The sequence below is a fragment of the Bradyrhizobium sp. 160 genome (assembly GCF_023073735.1).
GTDB lineage: Bacteria > Pseudomonadota > Alphaproteobacteria > Rhizobiales > Xanthobacteraceae > Bradyrhizobium.
Map to the genome: position 1 here is coordinate 1 of NZ_JADPKD010000067.1, position 17,374 is coordinate 17,374.

The window sequence follows — 17,374 nt, forward strand, 5'->3', positions numbered from 1 at the left end:
GGCCAGCTCCGACGAGACGAGCGCTACCAGCAAAACCCGCCGCGCGAAGGGGTCAAAATTGGACGCCGATGAGGGGTCAAAGTTGGAAGCCGATTGACACTCAAGACGCATTTGGACATCGACTACTCCGCGATCGAAGAATATGTCGGCCACGGCGACGTGAGCGAGCTCGAAGGATGGCTGCTCGCGCAGCGCAGCGACGACGGCGCGCTCGCGATCTGCAGGTACGAGGCCGATCCGCATGGCCACTTCGCGACAGACGCCGAGGCCGCCTCCTATGTCCTCTGGCGTGCCGTAGCGCGCTCCGATTTTCACCAAGAAGTCTTCGGCGTGGTCGGCGTCCCCAGAAGCTACTCCGTCGACATTGTCCGGTGGTCGCATCGCTCGATCAGGAACAATCCGATCGAGCTCGCATGGAATGGCAACGCGCTGAGCCGAGGCCGCGTTATTATCATCTGAAGGAGAAATGATGAAGACCGCCGTCACGATCACGATCGATACCGATGATTTGGTGGGCAAGACCGATTCCTATTTGGCAAGCCTGTGGCATGTCGCCCAAGCCAATCCGGCCGATACTTTCAAGGACGAGGAGGCAGGTCAGCTTGCGGAGGCGATCGGAAGAGAGATCATTCGGCGCTTTCTGCGTAAGACCCCTCCTGAACTCTGGAGCCACAGCGGCGAGCGTTTCAACTGGGCCCGACTTCATCTCGATAGGCAGCCGGAGGCGACTTAGTCTCGTACCTTCGAGCAGCATTGGGACAATTCCCTGTAGTTTGAGTCGCAGCGTGGGCCGCTTCGGGCGGCTCCGAACCGCCCTGTGATCAGATCTCAGATTGTTTCTGCCATTTCCAGGTACCGGCAGAAGGCGTTGGCGAGCGCCATCTGACGAGGCGTGCGGCATTCGACTTCAAACAGGCGCGGCGATGCCACCACCACGCAGATGCACTTCGCGCGCGATGTCGCGACGTTGAGCCTGTTGCTGCTGTAGAGGAACTCCATGCCCCGCGGGGCATCGCCGTGGCTCGATGTCGTCATCGAGTAGATCACGATAGGGGCTTCCCGGCCCTGAAACTTGTCGACGGTCCCGACCTGGACGCCACGAATACGCTCCTGGATTTCGGCTACCTGCGCGTTGTAGGGGGCGATGACGAGGATATCATCGCGCCCCACCGCCCGCTCCACGGCGGCCCGATCGATCCATGTCGTTCCCGACCGCAGGATTTCGTCGACGAGACCACGGATGCTCTCGGCCTCTTCCGGCGACGAGCTCTGATTGCCTTCGTGGACCACTGGAAGGTAACGAAGTCCCGCACCTTGCAGCCTTCCGGTCGACCTGATCGCCTGGTTTTTGAGGCCGGGACGCGGCTGCAATCGGCTTTCGTAGAACATCTCGGAATTGAATGAGCAGATGAGCGGATGCAATCGCCAGGTCTCCGCCAGGAAGAGGCCGCGATCGGGAGGCACGGTCGCGTGCGGGCCGAGGATATGATCGAGCGAAGAGACATCGACGCCGTCAGGATGGCTGCCCTGAATCGGCTGTTCGAGCTGGCGCGGATCTCCCAGCAGCACGATACTCCGGGCGGCTTGGGACACGGCCAGTACGTTCGCCAGCGACATCTGGGCCGCCTCGTCGACGAAGAGCACGTCGACGCTTTCCGCAGCGTCGGACCTGGCCCAGAACCAACCGGTCGCACCACCGATGCTACCGCCGATGCTCAAGGCCTCGAGGAAAGCTCCGTTGTCGGTCGTGAACCGAAGGCCCGGTCCATCGTCCTCCATCTCGGAAAGCTTCTGAATGCAATCGACGGCGAAGGCCTGCTCGCGCGAGGCCTTTCCTACTTCGTCCAGGAGATTTCGGATGACCTTATGGGAGTTGGCCGTGATGCCGACCGTCATTTTCTCCTTCGCGAGTGCGACAATCATTCGAGCCCCGGCGAATGTCTTACCCGCGCCGGGCGGTCCCTGCACGGGGAACACGCTTTCCTCGAGATCGACAGCAATCCGGGTGGCCGCCTCAAGCGGAGTCTCGCCGTCGGTTAGCAGCTGTCCGGTCCGAAGACGCGGAGTCACCGCCATCAGGAGGTCCCGCGCCGCCCGATAATCACCCTCACCTTCGATTCCGTGGTCGGCGACGTATTGGCCGATCCGGACCAAGGCGTCCGCGAGCACCTGCGTGTCGACGAAGTTGTGGGCGAAGACCGCTGCGGGATGCAGCCCAGGCGTATCGGCGCGCTTCTTGATGTCGATGGTACGGTCGTCGAGGGAAATGGCGACCACACGCCCGAATTTGTCGCCGCCGAGGCTCCTGAGATCGTCGTCGGCCCGGATGTCCGTATCTTGAGGCGCGAACGAATACCGGTGAACGGGAGCCTTGGCGGTCCCACCCCGCGCATCGAGAAATGTCAGCTCCGACAAACCGTCCCGCTCGTGGAGAAGATCCTCGGCCGACAGGTCGCGGAGACGGAAGTATTCCCACCAGACCGACTTCTTCTCGCGTCCGTGCCAGTCCAACATGTACGCCAACAGCCACCGCGCCTGCTGCTGTGGGCTTCGATCGGCTACGTCGTCCGGTACGCCTTCGGTAAGTCGGACCATGAGTGCGGCGATTTTTCTCTGGCGTTCGTCCAGCTCGGCGCCGGTCTCCGCCTCGGAGGGCGCCGGGCGGCCGATCTCGGTTCCGCCGGAGCAGAGATCCGCGCGTACAATCTCCAGCCAGTCCCGCAGGGCCTTGGTCGATGCGCAGTCGTCCTGGTTGTAGCCCCGGATGGCCGCCTTATCCTCTTCCGGAACCCCCGCCGCGTCGGCCATCTCGAGCCGGGCCTGCGTCCGCGCCATCGTCGCTCCGACCTCCTCCAGCGGGACCGCTCTGTGGTATGAATAGAGAGGTTCGAGCTTCTTGATCGAATAGCTTTCGATGCTCGCGCGGATCGCATGGCGCACGACCGAAAACAGATCGACGAATATCTCGGCGCGGAGCAGATCGTCGACCTCGTTCTCCCGTGTCGCATAGCGTCCCATTAGCCGCTTCAATGCCGCCGGTTCGTAGGCCGCGAAATGATAGATGTGAAGCCCGGGGTATTTCTTCAGGCGCTCCGTCACGAAATCAATGAAACGCTCGAAAGCTGCCCTTTCTTCCTGCCGGTTGGAGGCCCAATCACCGACGTACTTCTCGCCGCCTTGTTCGTCGGCGAAGAGGTACCCGAACAGGAACTCAAGACCGCCGTCGCCGACGAACGGATCGCCCTCGAAATCAAAAAAAATATCACCGGGAGACGGCTCCGGCAGGCGCGCCAGCCCGAAGCCCGGCGTCGGAGGAAGAGCCTCGTACAGGACCTTTCTCGCGTTCCTGCCTGCTACCTGTATCCGCGCCTGCTCGCGAACCTTCTCGAAGCTCTGCGCGGCACCGCGCTCCGGGCGCCAGGCAAGCGGTATCGGCATCGTGGCCAGCGCTGCGGTGGTGTCGATGCCGCGGCGCTCCAGTTCGCCGATCTGGGACTTGCTGATGCCTGCGACGAGCGACATGTGATCGTCCGCCCTTCTTTGCTCGTCGCAGTGACGCCGCCACCGGCATATTTCGCAGTGCTCGATCGGCTCGGGGTAGGCCGACGCGGTCTCACCGTCCGAAACTGCCCTCTCCAGGCTCGCCCGCACGTGTCGATAGTAGGCGGCATAGTCGGAGATGCGATACTGCTCGGGTACGTAGTTCGTAGCCGGAGTGACGACGTACGCCGACTCGGGCTCCAGACCCTGCATTTCGCGGAGCAGATCGGAATAGAGCGAAATCTGCAGGACGGTGTTGCCCTTGGTCTCGCGTGCAAGTTTGGTGTCGATCACTTCATAGGACCAGGCACCTAGGCCGCTCGATCGCTCGATGCGAAGGAGTACGTCAGCTCGTCCGCTCCAGATACCTCCGTGAAGGGCTGCCTGCACGATAACTGGATCCCCCCGGACCATCGCGTCGGTGGTCGCCGCGACCGCGCTTCGATCTATGCCTACGCCATCGATCATGGTCGCCTTCAATCCGCTTGCCTCGAGGTGATCAATGTAGCCCCGCTCATGGAGCGCACCGCGCTCGGCGAGCGTCTCCAGGACAGGATCCCAGACACGCGGCTTACCCAGCCGGCCGTACGCTACCCCCAAGTCGAGTTCTGTAAGATACCGACAGTTCAGATGACCGACGAGATCACCCGCGCTGAGATTTAGCTTGTCGCCAATCTTGTGCATCGTGTCCTTCCTCGGCCGGTCCCGTAGATCCATCCCGCCGCCTTTCCTCCATCGAGACATAGCGTGTGATGGCATGGAAGTACAATCATCAATGGTGGTAGTCGGCACCCATCGAAAGATGCCCGAAGCGCTGCGCTTCGCGATCTTTCGATTGCGAACTGGAAACCGAAATCGATGCTCGCCAAGGCGGCAGGTTCTCCATTTAACTATTGGCGTCCCTTCGAGCTGGTGGAGCACCATCTTGTAGAAGGTCTTGCTCTTATGAAGCCGCGCTCCAGAAATTGGGCGGATAGCGTGCCTGGTGCCTCGCGGCGTAGATCGCGCTGTCCGTCGGGGAAGCGTGAGAGGATCGCGACCGCGGACGAAGCGGTCGATGTCAGGACAGGCGGATGGATTCGGGCGGTTTCCGGCCAGTCTTGCGTGGCTTCGATCTTTGTGCGCGTGAAGAAAAAACTATCACCGGGGAAAGACCGCCGGAGCGACCGCTTTAATCCTTCGCATCGATCGATGCCGCATACTCGGGACATTGACCGTCTACGGCCTCGCCGAGTTGGCGACCGAACTCTGCTCTCAGAGCCTCCGGTTTCCACGTCGTCCCGTCGCTCTTGGTGATGCGCTTGGCGCGTTCGTAGGCATGACTTTCGGCTGCATCGTCACCTACGCGGATCGTCACATGCGGGTGAAAAGGGCATGCGGTCGTGGCGCGCGTAGTCTCCAGGGCATAGCGCACGGTCGCGCCGAGATCATCCGCGTACTCGCTGTCCATCATGTGCGCCTCCGCCTGGACTCTCCGCGGCTGTCCATCGACATCTCGGCTACGTCCGCCAGCCATCTCCGGATATCTGACCAACCAGAAGGAACTGTGTTCACGGTGCCTAGACCCATCGCCCTGCAAAGGAGATTCGGAACGGTTATTGTCACGTTGCGGATCGCTCATTCTTTCCCGTCCGGCGCCGGAAAACTGCAGTTAGCACAATTCGTGACGGCGGGGTGTCTCAACTCGATCATGAAGTCGAGAGAGGCGACGACCACCTTAGCGGTTGGACCTTCAAGCCTTGAAAAACGTCGCAAGGTAGAGCAGGGCAGCAAAAACGATTGTGATACTGATGACCGTTAACGCGGCCTGCTTAGTTGAAACGTCGCGCACATCATGCCTCCTTCAGTGGGACACACTTAGTATGGTCAAGGACCGCTTGCTGTTGCCTGGGGTTTGAAACTCGATGCCTTGACCAACCGACAGGCCGATCAACGCAGCTCCGACCGGCGTAAGGACCGAGATGCGCTTTAATGTTATGTCTGCTTCGTGCGGGTACACCAACACCACGTCCCGCACGTCACCAGTAGTATTATCGCAATACTGCACCTGTGAGCCCATGCGAACAACGCCGCGCAGATCGGAATTGTCCGTCACCACGCTTGCACGCTCCATCTCACGAGCAAGGAAATGCGCCACGCGCGGGAAGAGTGCCGAGCTCGAACTGGCCAGAGCCTTTAGGCGCCTGGCCTCATCCTCCAACACCGTGATGGCGGGCAACCCGATTCCAGGTTTGTCCTTGCGATTAGCCTTGGGCATTGCCTTCTCTCCTTTCCCAAGCTGCTGGTGGTCCGGGGTCATCGTCATCAAAGAGCTTCTTGCCCCGGAAAGACTGGATTGCTAAACAGTACCCCCACAACATCATTCGGATCAGCTCGACGGACGCTTTCAATTCTGACGACTTTGGTCCGCCCATCGGTAAGGAAGGGGATTTCGCTTCCGACCTTCAGCCCCACCATCGCGGCGCCCAATGGTGACATCACGTTGATTTGGATTCGCTCGGACGTGTAGTCTTCGGGATACACCAGTTGCCTCGTCTCGCGAGGGAAGCTGCAGTCGATGTGGAACGTCACCCACGAACCCATGGTGACGATGCTGTCCAATCTGGCTGCGCGATCAGGGACAATTTCCGCACGGTCGATCTCGCTCAGCAAAAAACGTGCGTCCACGTCGCCTTGATCTGCACCCACACGCGCGAGCCGTCCCAAGCGACTATGGTCAGACGCCGGAAGGGTGATGTCTGCGATATAGTAGTTATTCACAACATGCCTCCTTGTTTGAACTCGTCACGTGGGAGAGCCACACACTAAAGCGGCTTGATGAAGGTATCCGGAGGACACACTGCCGTCCGGCTAAGCTTCTGCTTGGACGCGGCCTGTATGCAAGCATCGCCGCGCGATGCGCAGACCTATCGAGGACATTATCATATCGTGCCAACCGGAAGACCTTCCGCCGCGTGCTGCCGTGATCAATCCTGCGCTCATTCTGACACATGGTGACTCCTCGATCAGGCGGCGGTAGGCCCTGGATCATTATCCGTTGGCTCATTGTCATCGGACCTGCCTGGACGAACCAGCGGTACTACGTTGATATCGGGGCCTGTTATGCTTTCGATCCTGACTACGTTCATGCAGCCCGAGACGAAGTACGGCATCTGATCGCCGACGTGGAGGCCGATCAATGCAGCCCCCAATGGCGATAGAACGGATATCTGGGCAAGGTCGGACGTGCAGTCTTCCGGCCAGACTAATTGGACCGTCTTTCGCGGGACGCCCCAATTCGTCCAATAGGTGATCCAGGATCCGATCGTTACGACCGACTGCAGGTCGATGGCGTCGCCTGGAATAATCTCAGCGCGGTTGATCTCCAGCCTCAGGAACATCGCACTGATATCGCCTCGCTGAGTGGCTACGCGCGCGAGTTGCTCGAGACGAGGATAATCGGCGGCAGACAAGGCGATCTTCGGAAGAGGTAGCACGGCGCACTCCTTCTGCTATGGCAAGTTGGGCCCCGGAGAGAAAGCCGCAAACCACAATTTTGATGAGAAGAGAGCCCGGACGGCGCGATTTGCCGTCCGGCTAAACGCGTGCTTGCAGGCGACCAGCATGGGGACAGAGCCGCGATATGCGCGGATCGATGTCGAATAAAATCGTCATGGTGTTAAGATAGTCCTGCATCGCAGGGGCCAACATTGCGGCGAAAGCGCGCACTAGGAGTCAAGCCCATCTTTGTGTTCTCGTATCGTCACTCCGACTGAAATTGACGCCGAGGGGAGCCGCTACTCTCCAGCCTGACTACGCGGCTCACATGGAAGAACAGGCTCGTCATGTCCGCCCGATTATCACAACTTGCTGATGCCGATCTCGACCACTCGACATCGGCATCGCGCGCTTCGCCGTCACGCCTCGACGAACTTCACCTCGCATCCGAGTCTGACGGCCGAATTCCATGCGGGGATGTCTGAAGCTATATCGGCGCGATCTATCTCCTCTCGAGGAGGTCCGTATCGACGCTCCTCGTAGGCAAGTCTTGAAGCAGCCTGAGCAGCTTTTGTCGGTCCATTCTCGTTAGAACTATGGACGGTCGGTCAGGACGCCTCTGTCCAGAGTTGGTCTCGGTGCTCTTCTCCCGGAAAGCAGCACCCTTCCCATTGACCGCCCTCGACGACAAACGGTCTTATTTGACCATTCGATGCAATGAAAACGCCGGGTTGGCGACTCAGATCCAACCGGCAGCGTGGCAGAAGTCGCATGCTTGTCTAAGATTGAGTTCGGCCAAAACAAGTGAAGCTGTTTGTCGCAAGTTGGCATGATATCGACCGGCGCTCTTTCTGTCTGGATGTCAGTCTCGTTAGTTGTTGATACAGGGCGTAATACGGGCAGAAGGAGATGATCCGCGATGGGAATGCAAGCCCGTATCTCATCGCGGGCGTTTTCGCGTAGGTTGAGCTATCTAGGTACGACGGCACGAAGCAGTTCGCGACAAAACGGCGCGCAGCAGCTGAGTATCTTGATTTTGCGGAGCGTCGCGCCAAGTATGTTGGCATGATTATCATTGCGCTCGATCAACAGTATTGCGTCGAGGGCCACTTGCAGATTGGCAAGTGACCCGGGCAGCCTTAATGGCTGTCCGGGCATAACTATTTTCATAACAATCTATCCTGCTCTGTCACGAGGTTCGTAGCACGCGCTGCGCTCGTTTACATGAGCCTGTTGGCGAAGGTGCGCCGCGATCCGAAGCTTGGTCAGTTGGCGACCAGAAGCTGGTCGTACGATCGAGCTAACACAAGGAGTCAAGCGATGATAGATGCGAGAGAGATCGGGCGATTGTACATGACCAACGCGAACGACGCAGTTTGCGACCATTGCGGACCATAGTAGCAAAACGGTGCAACTGGCCGGCAACAACACGCTGCAGTCATTTGCATATCTTGTCCGACTTGCAGGCGCCAAAACCGGAATGGAGGCGATCGAGGTTTCGGACGCATATTATCGAAATCAGCTCGGCGCGCTGGGGCAGCACGCGAATAATCTGATCGATCTCACCCGTAGGATGCGAACCATCTGTCTGGCCTCTTCTGAGCGCCAAGATGTGGACGAAGGCGTCTCACCCACTCGTGAAAACTGAGGAGTTTGTGCGATGTCAAACATCGGAGTCGATACCACCGAGCACTTGCCTCCGATCGTAATACCGCGACGGGACCATGCGCGCCTCGAACGCTTGGCCGATGATGCCGTGAAAGAACGTCACCCGGTCGGAAGCTTCTTGATGTCAGAGATTCGTCGGGCCGTCGTGTTCGAAACCAACCAGGTACCGGACGGTGCCGTGTGTCTCAACGAGTGGGTAACCTACAGAGTCGATGGTAGTCGGCAGTCTGAAAGCAGAATCTTGGTGTGCCCGCGCGACCTTAGGAACGGGCTGATAGAGCTATCGGTCCTCTCGCCGCTTGGTGCGGCGCTTCTCGGAATGAGCGTTGGACAGCGTATGAAGTTCTTCAGTATCGAGGGCGGGCTTCATTCCGTCATTGTCGAGGGCGTCCTGGCACCGGCGGGCGCACCCTTGTTGTTTCCGCTGCGCCCCCGCCGCATCGTCGGTCGGGCTTCCACTAGCTCTCGGGGGCCCGATGACGACGGCCCTCAGGCGGCTTAGGAGCGGATGTGCTGGCACAGCTGGATCGTTCGATAAGTCTCAAGGAGTGGGAAATGCAGCGCGACAGAGTAGCTGAGATGAGACCGCCGATTGCCATCGATGCCGATCATTTCGCCAGACTATCGGCGCTCTCGTCGATGGCAAGCGGGCCGATGGCCAAGGTATGCGAATATCTTCGGGAGGAACTCGATCCAGCGCATGTCATCCCGGCAGATAAATTGCGTCCCGATATCGTCAGTTTCGGCAGTAAGGTCAAGTTTCGGGATGAACAGACCGGAAAGGTTCGAGAAATAGTTCTCGTTTACCCGCTTGATGCCGATATTGCACGCCGACGTGTGTCCGTGCTGACGCCGGTCGGGGCCGCACTTCTGGGACTTTCGGTCAATCAGACGATTTCGTTCCGTACCAGAGCGGGCGAAAGGCGCGAGCTCACCGTGCTCAAGGTCGGGCGCGAAGACTAGTCGGACACCGAAAGAGAGAGCGCGGGTGCGATGGGGTGCCATCGCGCCCCTATGTATCCAATCAGCTCGTTGTCGGGTTGCGATTGACTGTAGCCTAATGCGACCGATGTCTATTGTGTCGCGGAATCGCACCGCGCTCGATCTCCCAAAGAATCCACACGAGGGCAATACCTAGGCAGACAATGACTGCCAAAAGGAGGAATGTCAGTTGGGGCGCGGTGAGTGCGGGGGCACCCATCGTATGCTTGGTGAATTCTTCGAGCGGCAGAGGCATTGCGTTCGTTGCGATTGTCGGCGTTCGGGTCTCTATGGGCCTCCTGAGTTGTCGTCCATTGTGCGAGTGTTGCAAACGAAAAATGTTATCAGTTCTCATCGATAATAATGGTAGGTGGAACGCTGACAAATGTGCACCCGAGGGCGCCCTTCGCTTTGATGTGTTGGGCTCGGAATTGTCATTTGGGGCAGGAGACCGCGCTGCGGCTGTGGCAGATTAGGATTGGGACACCAGACTGCAACGGCCCAGGCTCCCTATCGCAGGCCGATAGGGTGATAGCCATTGCTCCTATCGCAAGCTACGAATGCCTCATTGCCTTAGTCCCACGCGAAACCCAGAATACCCGATCCAGGCTGCAAGGGGGGCTACGACCGTCACCAGCGCAGACAGATAAGCACTCTCCGGCATAGTAGCGTGGGCGTCTTTTCCGTGGACGAACGCGTTGATGAGACCGAATACGCACATCGCAAGCAGCATCACGAAATAGAAGTAGATGGATCGCTGCTTTCTTCGATGTGTCTCTCGCGCTTAGCAAATTGACCGTCGCGCAAGTCGGTGTCGCAAGGAATAGAGGCAAAGGGAAACCAAGAAAGTTCGCGTGAATCGGGTGAAGGGGCCTAATGGAATGTCACTCGGGCATGAGCGCCCCCAGCATTTCCCGCGCGGGCGCAAGGCTTGCGTCCGTTAAAAAAAATAAGACGTATGAGACGTGATATCGTTCCGAGAGTCGAATCTTTTGAAGACGAGCATCAGCGACGTCCCACGTCTGTCCGTTTCAACCGCCCGACTGGGCGCTGAATTGACGTGGATGTGAGACGAATTTCGGCAGGTATTGGTTATAGTTCGATCCCTTGCAGCCGCGTTGGAACCACAAGGGCCGCCTTACGTGCCACCCTGCTCCGAGTTCAACCAAGCCCAGGAGACTCAGGCCGTCGGGATAAATGGCTTGCGGATAATTGCCCTCTGCGGCTTCTACGCTTTGCTTGGTGCTTTCGCAGCCGCAGTTGCCGCCTTAGTCGGCACTTTCCCACATTGGATCTGACGCCAGATACAGAGCGAACGCCGGGCAGTCGTCGAGCAGCTTCCACATCAGATCCGCGTGAATGCCACATGACAGTAGAGATATTCATCCGCCTCGGCTAAGCAACGAGGGTTAAACCCTTCACCTGCGCTGGGGGCAACGAACGCAAATGTTCCTCCTTGCCGTTCTCGTCCTTCCGTTCGCCGGAAGTTTCATTGCGGCATTCCTGAGGGTCAATGCGCGCACCGCCGAGGCATGGCTCGCCGGCGCCGTCGCACTCACCGCTTTCTGCCTCATGGCTGCGGCTTATCCGAGCGTGACGAATGGAGGCGTCGTCGGTTGGCGCACGGCGTGGATTGCCGAACTTGGGCTCGCATTCGTACTGAGACTCGACGGCTTCGCCTGGGCTTTCGCCATGCTGGTCACCGGGATCGGGTTTCTGGTGGTGCTGTATGCCCGCTACTACATGTCGCCTAGCGATCCCGTTCCGCGGTTCTTTTCCCTCCTGCTGGCCTTCATGGGGGCCATGTTGGGGATCGTGCTCTCCGGCAATCTCGTCCAGCTCGTCTTCTTCTGGGAGCTGACCAGCTTGTTTTCGTTCTTGCTGATCAGCTACTGGCATCACAATTCGGCAGCGCGTGACGGCGCACGGATGGCGCTGGTGATCACCTCGAGTGGCGGACTCTGTCTCTTTTCCGGTGTTTTGCTGATCGGTTACATCGTCGGCAGCTACGACCTGGACAGGGTGTTGGCGTCAGGAGAGGCGATTCGTTCGCATCCGCTCTATGTTCCCGCGCTCGTGCTGGTTCTGCTCGGCGCCCTCACCAAGAGCGCACAATTTCCCTTCCATTTTTGGCTGCCGCACGCGATGGCGGCTCCGACGCCGGTTTCCGCCTATCTGCATTCGGCAACGATGGTGAAGGCCGGCGTCTTTCTTCTGGTCCGCCTTTGGCCCGCCCTGGGCGGAACGAACGAGTGGTTATGGCTGGTGGGATCGGCGGGTTTGATCACGTTTCTCCTTGGCGCATTCCTCGGAGTGTTCCAGCAGGATCTGAAGGGCCTCCTGGCTTACTCGACTATCAGCCATCTCGGCTTGATCACCCTTCTGACCGGACTGGATACGCCGTTCGGACAGATCGCAGCGATCTTTCACATCATGAACCATGCCACCTTCAAGGCGTCACTGTTCATGGCTGCCGGCATCATCGACCACGAAACCGGCACGCGCGACATTCGGCGCTTGAGCGGTCTCTACGCGTTCATGCCGATCACCGCGACGCTGGCCATGGTCGCGGCCGGGTCCATGGCCGGCGTGCCGCTGCTGAATGGCTTCCTCTCGAAAGAGATGTTCTTCGCCGAAACAATCGAAGTCCATGACAATTCACTGGTCGATCAAGCGCTTCCCTACATCGTCACCGCGGCGAGCACCTTCACCGTTGCCTATTCTCTCCGGTTCATTCGTGACGTATTCTTCGGTCCCGCTCCCGTCGGTCTTCCGCGCACCCCCCACGAGCCGCCCCTCCTGATGCGGCTCCCGGCCGAGCTTCTCGTGCTGGTATGTGTCGTGGTTGGCATCGTTCCGGCGCTGACCGTGGCACCGGTCCTCGACACCGCTGCCGGCGCTGTGCTCGGCTCCAACATGCCGGAGTACAGTCTCAGGATCTGGCACGGCTTCACGCCCGAATTACTGATGAGCATCCTGGCGATGGTCGGCGGGGTCGTCGTCTATGTGATGCTGCGCTCCTACCTTCTCGTCAACGAGGGACCGCCCCTGCTCGGCCGGTTCAGCGGTAAGCAGATCTTCGACTGGATGATGGTGACGTTATCCTGGCGTCTTGCACGCTGGCTCGAGAGCAAGCTCGGGACGAGACGTCTCCAGACACAGTTGAGAGTCCTGGCCGGTACGGCGTTCCTCGCCGCCTTGCTGCCGCTCTATTCGCGCGGCGTCCCGCTGGCGGATCCCTTGCGGACTACATTTGACCTTGCGTTCGCTTTGCTTTGGACGGTCGGCGCCGCCTGCGCGGTCGGCGCCGCGATCCAGGCAAAGTTTCATCGTGTCGTCGCGCTGATCCTGCTCGGGTCTGTCGGTCTCGTGACCTGCGTCACCTTCGTATGGCTGTCGGCTCCCGACGTGGCCCTGACGCAGATCGTCGTCGAGACGGTCACGACGGTCCTCCTGCTACTCGGCTTGCGATGGTTGCCAAAACGTATCGCACCGGCCGGGGCGGAAGCGCCAGCCGGCAGGATTCGATGGCACCGCGTGCGTGACTTCGCGGTCGCGCTCTCCGTCGGTGTCGGGTTGGCGACGCTCGCGTTTGCAGCCCTGCAGCACCCGGATACGAACAGCATCTCGCGATACTTCGTCGAAAACGCCTATACCAAAGGTGGCGGAACCAACGTGGTCAACGTCATCCTGGTGGATTTCCGCGGATTCGACACGTTGGGTGAAATCACGGTCCTCGCCGTCGTTGCGCTCACCGTCTACGCGCTGTTGCGCCGCTTCCGTCCGGCGCCCGAGAGCATTCCTGTTCCCGAACAGCAGCACGCCCAGGACAGCCACGACGAGGCGCATCCCGACCGACAGAAAGGCGACACCACCAGGCACACGACCGAGACCGCGTCGGTGATGATAAGGCTGATGTTTCCCATGATCGGTGTCGTGGCGGTCTTCCTGCTGTTGCGCGGACACGATCTTCCCGGCGGAGGCTTCGTCGCCGGCGTCGCGATGGCGACCGCGTTCATCCTGCAGTACGTGGCTCGCGGCACGACCTGGGTGGAAGCTCGTCTGCACGTCATGCCGGTACGCTGGATGGGAATCGGGCTTCTGCTCGCTGGGTGCACGGGGGCCGCCGCCTGCGTTTTCGGATATCCATTCCTGACATCGTACTTTGCGTATGCCGAACTGCCGCTGATCGGCCGCGTCCCCACGGCGAGCGCATTCCTTTTCGACGTCGGCGTGTTCTCGCTCGTGATCGGCGCCACGGTTCTGATGCTCATCGCGATCGCGCATCAATCGCTGCGTCGCTACGCGGTTCCGCCTCAGAGCGGCCGAGGCGTGGCCAGTGAGCCATCGAGGGAGGAACTGGTCTGATGGAGTTCGTGCTGGCGATCGGTATCGGGACGCTTGCGGCGTCCGGCGTTTGGCTGATCCTCAGGCCGCGCACCTTTCAGGTTATCATCGGGCTGTCGTTGCTTTCCTACTCGGTCAATCTGTTCATCGTCGCCATGGGGCGAGTGCGGACGGGGGCTCCGGTGCTCATCGCAAAGGAGGCTGGAGATCCTGCGCGGTATGCCGATCCGCTCCCGCAGGCGCTGGTGCTGACTGCCATCGTCATCAGTTTCGCGACCACCGCGCTTTTCCTGGTGGTGCTGCTGGCATCCCGCGGCCTGGCGCGGACCGATCATGTCGACGGCCAGGAGCCGGAAGCGTGAGCGGCGTCTCGGGCCTCGTCATCGCGCCGATCATCCTGCCCCTGCTGGCAGGTGCCGGCATGCTGCTGCTGAATGGAGAGAAGCACCGGTCGATCGTCGCTGGTCTCAACGTCGGCGCAACCGTTGCCCTCGTTTGCATTGCCACGGTCCTGCTCGGAATCTCCGATGCCGGCACAAGGGACGTCTATCGTCTGGGAAATTGGCCTGCGCCGTTCGGAATTGTTCTCGTGCTCGATCGGCTGTCGGCTCTAATGCTGCTGCTGACCAATGTCCTCGCGCTGGCCTCAGTGGTGTACTCCCTTGCACGCTGGCACAGGGCAGGCGCGCATTTCCATCCGCTGTTTCAATTCCTGCTTATGGGCCTCAACGGCGCCTTCCTCACGGGCGATCTCTTCAACCTGTTCGTGTTCTTCGAGCTGTTGCTGGCGGCGTCATACGGCCTTCTGCTGCACGGATCCGGCCTTGCACGGGTGAAGGCGGGGCTGCATTACATCGTCGTGAACCTCGCCGCCTCGCTGCTGTTTCTGATCGGGGTCAGCCTGATCTACAGCGTGACCGGAACGCTCAACATGGCGGATCTCGCGGCGCGCGTGCCGGCGGTCGCCGCCGAGAGCCGCGGCTTGCTCGAAGCAGGTGCAGGCGTGCTGGCGGTGGCCTTCCTGCTCAAGGCGGGAATGTGGCCCCTGAACTTCTGGCTGCCGACCGCCTACGCAGCGGCAAGTCCGCCGGTGGCGTCGATCTTCGCGATCCTGACCAAGGTCGGCGTCTATGTGGTGCTGCGCCTGTCGCTCTTGCTTTTCGGCGAGGACGCCGGCGCATCGGCCGGCTTCGGCAGGGAGTTCTTGTTGTTGGCCGGCTTGGCGACGGTCCTGTTCGGAGCGGTCGGTGCACTGGCCTCACAGGACACCGCCCGACTCGGCGGCTTCTCGGTGCTTGTCTCCTCCGGAACGGTGCTCGCCGCCACGGGGATGGGACAGGTCGGCGTCACCAGCGGAGCGCTGTTCTACCTGGTCAGCTCGACGCTCGGCATCGGCGCGTTCTTCCTCCTCGTCGAGCTCATCGAGCGCGGCCGTGAACCTGGAGCGGACATGATCGCTGTCACGCGGGAGGCTTATGGCGAGGAGGTCGAGACAGACGAAGCCGAAGCGGACGTAGGCATCGCGATCGTGGCCACCATGGCATGGCTCGGCATCGCTTTCATCGGCTGTGCGCTGGTGATCGCCGGCCTGCCGCCGCTGTCCGGATTCATCGCCAAATTCGCGCTGCTCGCGGCGGCGCTGCATCCGGCCGATCAGCCGGGCGGAGCCATTCCCGGCAGCGGATGGACTCTGCTCGCGGTGCTGATCCTCTCGGGTTTCGCGACCTTGGTCGCGATGGCACGCGCGGGAATCCGCATCTTCTGGGCCTCGCCCGATCGCACTGTGCCGCGCGTGCGCGTGATCGAGATGGCCCCGATCATGTTCCTGCTGTTCATCTGTGCTGCGCAAACCGTCTGGGCCGGTCCCGTGATCCGCTTCATGCAGGCCGCGGCGCACTCCCTCCACACGCCGGCGGACTACATCAGCGACGTCCTGGACACCGGCTCTCGCAGCCGACAAACGGAGGGCAAATGACACGCTTGCTGCCCTTTCCGATCATCAGCTTCTGTCTGCTCGCTCTGTGGCTGCTGCTCAATCAAGCGATCACCTTCGGGCACATCCTGCTTGGCTGCATGATCGCACTCGTCGGCGGACGTATCCTGATCATCTTGGAATTGCCGCCCGTGCGGGTCAGGCGGCCCGGCATCATTCTGCGGCTGTTGCGAATGGTTGCGATGGACATCGTCCGCTCGAACTTGGCCGTGGGACGGATCGTTCTCGGTTTCGGGCGGCGACAGCGCAGATCGGGTTTTGTGGAGATTCCGCTCGACATCCGCGACCCCTACGGGCTGGCCTCGCTCGCCTGCATCATCACGTCGACCCCGGGGACGTTGTGGGTGAACTTCGATGCCCAGAGAGGGGCGCTGACCATCCACGTTCTGGACCTCGTCGATGAAGAGGAGTGGGCCCGCACCATCAAGGACCGTTACGAACGTCATCTGCTGGAGATATTCGAATGAGCCAGCTCATGCTGACCTACTCCCTGCTGGTCGCACAGGTGTTGCTGGGATTGGCGATCGGCTGCGGCGCTTTGCGCATCTTCCTTGGACCTCGCGCGCAGGATCGCGTTCTCGGTTTCGACACGTTGTCCGTCAACGCGATGTTGTTGCTTCTGACGGTCGGGATTCGAACCGGCGAGGCGCTCTATTTCGAGGCGGCCCTGGCCATGGCCCTGTTCGGTTTCGTCGGGACGGTTGCGCTCGCCAAGTTCCTCCTTCGCGGCGAGGTGATCGAATGAACGGCATCGAGCACTTGCCGCCTTGGGCGGCCGTCCTCACGGCGGTTTTCCTTTTGACCGGCGCTGCCGTCACGCTGATCGGCTCGCTGGGCCTTTTGCGGCTCGGTACGTTCTACGAGCGGGTCCATGCGCCGACGCTCGGAACGACGCTCGGCACCGTGTTCATCGCGGCCGCTTCGACGGTCTACTTCTCGGTGCTGCAGACCAGACCGGTGCTGCACGAAATCCTGATCATCGTCCTCGGCGTCGTGACCACTCCGATCGCGCTGACCGTTCTCGTCGGCGCAGCCCACTTTCGCGACACCGCGGAAGGGGCACAGCTGGGCGAACCCGCAGGCCGGGTGCAGCCCCACGCGAGGGTTCCGGGCGACGCTCCCACCGGCAAGGCCGGCTAAATGTCGCAATTGATCTGCCGCGGGGCATGCTTAGGTCCATTGTAGGCATGATGCTGGACCGCGTGCACATCGCCGCGACTTCAGCAGGCCGATCGTCGGCATGCGCCGGCGAACTGATCTTGCGGTGCCGCTCGAAGATCTGCGGCATTCCCAATAGAGGACATGATGACCAAAGTGCGACCAGACATTCAGGAGAACCGGCTGCAAATCGGCATGTGACCCGGGCGA

At 60.5% G+C, this 17,374-nt stretch carries 16 protein-coding genes; 11 read left to right on the top strand and 5 right to left on the bottom strand.

Annotation, left to right across the window (positions count from 1 at the left end):
- The first annotated feature begins 93 nt into the window (after positions 1-93).
- Positions 94-459 carry a hypothetical protein gene (locus IVA98_RS27435; protein ID WP_247355823.1) on the top strand — a complete coding sequence of 122 codons (366 nt, stop codon included), beginning with the start codon at positions 94-96 and terminating at the stop codon, positions 457-459.
- A gap of 10 nt (positions 460-469) precedes the next feature.
- Complete coding sequence (locus IVA98_RS27440) at positions 470-733, top strand: hypothetical protein (protein WP_247355824.1); 264 nt, start codon at positions 470-472, stop codon at positions 731-733.
- Between the two features lie 95 nt (positions 734-828).
- Here the strand turns inward: IVA98_RS27440 and IVA98_RS27445 are convergent, their stop codons facing one another.
- The 5 genes from IVA98_RS27445 to IVA98_RS27465 all read right to left on the bottom strand — a co-directional run bounded on the left by IVA98_RS27445 (position 829) and on the right by IVA98_RS27465 (position 7,016).
- A complete protein-coding gene (locus tag IVA98_RS27445; RefSeq protein ID WP_247355825.1) occupies positions 829-4,224 on the bottom strand; it encodes a TM0106 family RecB-like putative nuclease in 3,396 nt (1,131 codons plus the stop codon).
- 487 nt (positions 4,225-4,711) lie between these two features.
- Entirely contained in the window at positions 4,712-4,993 is a 282-nt protein-coding gene (locus IVA98_RS27450) for a hypothetical protein (protein ID WP_247355826.1), read from the bottom strand.
- Positions 4,994-5,383: 390 nt separating this feature from the next.
- Positions 5,384-5,839 carry a nucleoside diphosphate kinase regulator gene (gene rnk, locus IVA98_RS27455; protein WP_247356086.1) on the bottom strand — a complete coding sequence of 152 codons (456 nt, stop codon included), beginning with the start codon at positions 5,837-5,839 and terminating at the stop codon, positions 5,384-5,386.
- 5 nt (positions 5,840-5,844) lie between these two features.
- Positions 5,845-6,300: a GreA/GreB family elongation factor gene (locus IVA98_RS37325; RefSeq protein WP_247355827.1), complete on the bottom strand. Its 456-nt coding sequence runs from the start codon at positions 6,298-6,300 to the stop codon at positions 5,845-5,847.
- A gap of 245 nt (positions 6,301-6,545) precedes the next feature.
- Positions 6,546-7,016, bottom strand: coding sequence for a GreA/GreB family elongation factor (locus tag IVA98_RS27465; RefSeq protein WP_247355828.1), 471 nt, complete (start codon positions 7,014-7,016; stop codon positions 6,546-6,548).
- A gap of 1,409 nt (positions 7,017-8,425) precedes the next feature.
- On the opposite strand from IVA98_RS27465, the gene IVA98_RS27470 reads away from it, so the two are divergent.
- The 9 genes from IVA98_RS27470 (at position 8,426) to mnhG (ending at position 17,146) form a co-directional block, all read left to right on the top strand.
- On the top strand, positions 8,426-8,665 hold the full coding sequence (locus IVA98_RS27470; RefSeq protein ID WP_247355829.1) for a hypothetical protein: 240 nt from the start codon (positions 8,426-8,428) through the stop codon (positions 8,663-8,665).
- A 12-nt stretch (positions 8,666-8,677) separates the two neighbouring features.
- Positions 8,678-9,187, top strand: coding sequence for a GreA/GreB family elongation factor (locus tag IVA98_RS37750; RefSeq protein WP_524536417.1), 510 nt, complete (start codon positions 8,678-8,680; stop codon positions 9,185-9,187).
- Positions 9,188-9,195: 8 nt separating this feature from the next.
- A complete protein-coding gene (gene rnk / locus IVA98_RS27475) occupies positions 9,196-9,648 on the top strand; it encodes a nucleoside diphosphate kinase regulator (RefSeq protein WP_247355830.1) in 453 nt (150 codons plus the stop codon).
- Positions 9,649-11,112: 1,464 nt separating this feature from the next.
- A complete protein-coding gene (locus IVA98_RS27480) occupies positions 11,113-14,034 on the top strand; it encodes a monovalent cation/H+ antiporter subunit A (RefSeq protein ID WP_247355831.1) in 2,922 nt (973 codons plus the stop codon).
- A complete protein-coding gene (locus IVA98_RS27485) occupies positions 14,034-14,375 on the top strand; it encodes a Na+/H+ antiporter subunit C (RefSeq protein ID WP_104463919.1) in 342 nt (113 codons plus the stop codon). The genes IVA98_RS27480 and IVA98_RS27485 overlap by 1 nt, the downstream gene beginning before the upstream one ends.
- The gene (locus IVA98_RS27490; RefSeq protein WP_346657741.1) at positions 14,372-15,988 is read left to right on the top strand and encodes a monovalent cation/H+ antiporter subunit D; all 1,617 of its coding nucleotides are present in this window, start codon (positions 14,372-14,374) and stop codon (positions 15,986-15,988) included. The genes IVA98_RS27485 and IVA98_RS27490 overlap by 4 nt, the downstream gene beginning before the upstream one ends.
- Positions 15,985-16,473, top strand: a complete 489-nt coding sequence (locus IVA98_RS27495; RefSeq protein ID WP_247355832.1) for a Na+/H+ antiporter subunit E — start codon at positions 15,985-15,987, stop codon at positions 16,471-16,473. Before IVA98_RS27490 ends, IVA98_RS27495 begins: the two co-directional genes overlap by 4 nt.
- Entirely contained in the window at positions 16,470-16,751 is a 282-nt protein-coding gene (locus IVA98_RS27500) for a K+/H+ antiporter subunit F (protein WP_122400504.1), read from the top strand. The genes IVA98_RS27495 and IVA98_RS27500 overlap by 4 nt, the downstream gene beginning before the upstream one ends.
- Entirely contained in the window at positions 16,748-17,146 is a 399-nt protein-coding gene (mnhG, locus tag IVA98_RS27505; protein ID WP_247355833.1) for a monovalent cation/H(+) antiporter subunit G, read from the top strand. Before IVA98_RS27500 ends, mnhG begins: the two co-directional genes overlap by 4 nt.
- Positions 17,147-17,374: the final 228 nt, after the last annotated feature.

What these genes read in the sequence shown, in the direction of transcription:
- IVA98_RS27440 (WP_247355824.1), top strand. Translation starts at nt 470, where the DNA reads ATGAAGACCGCCGTCACGATCACGATCGATACCGATGATTTGGTGGGC.
- IVA98_RS27445 (WP_247355825.1), bottom strand. Translation starts at nt 4,224, where the DNA reads ATGCACAAGATTGGCGACAAGCTAAATCTCAGCGCGGGTGATCTCGTC.
- IVA98_RS27450 (WP_247355826.1), bottom strand. Translation starts at nt 4,993, where the DNA reads ATGATGGACAGCGAGTACGCGGATGATCTCGGCGCGACCGTGCGCTAT.
- rnk (WP_247356086.1), bottom strand. Translation starts at nt 5,839, where the DNA reads ATGACCCCGGACCACCAGCAGCTTGGGAAAGGAGAGAAGGCAATGCCC.
- IVA98_RS37750 (WP_524536417.1), top strand. Translation starts at nt 8,678, where the DNA reads ATGTCAAACATCGGAGTCGATACCACCGAGCACTTGCCTCCGATCGTA.
- IVA98_RS27480 (WP_247355831.1), top strand. Translation starts at nt 11,113, where the DNA reads ATGTTCCTCCTTGCCGTTCTCGTCCTTCCGTTCGCCGGAAGTTTCATT.
- IVA98_RS27485 (WP_104463919.1), top strand. Translation starts at nt 14,034, where the DNA reads ATGGAGTTCGTGCTGGCGATCGGTATCGGGACGCTTGCGGCGTCCGGC.
- IVA98_RS27495 (WP_247355832.1), top strand. Translation starts at nt 15,985, where the DNA reads ATGACACGCTTGCTGCCCTTTCCGATCATCAGCTTCTGTCTGCTCGCT.
- IVA98_RS27500 (WP_122400504.1), top strand. Translation starts at nt 16,470, where the DNA reads ATGAGCCAGCTCATGCTGACCTACTCCCTGCTGGTCGCACAGGTGTTG.
- mnhG (WP_247355833.1), top strand. Translation starts at nt 16,748, where the DNA reads ATGAACGGCATCGAGCACTTGCCGCCTTGGGCGGCCGTCCTCACGGCG.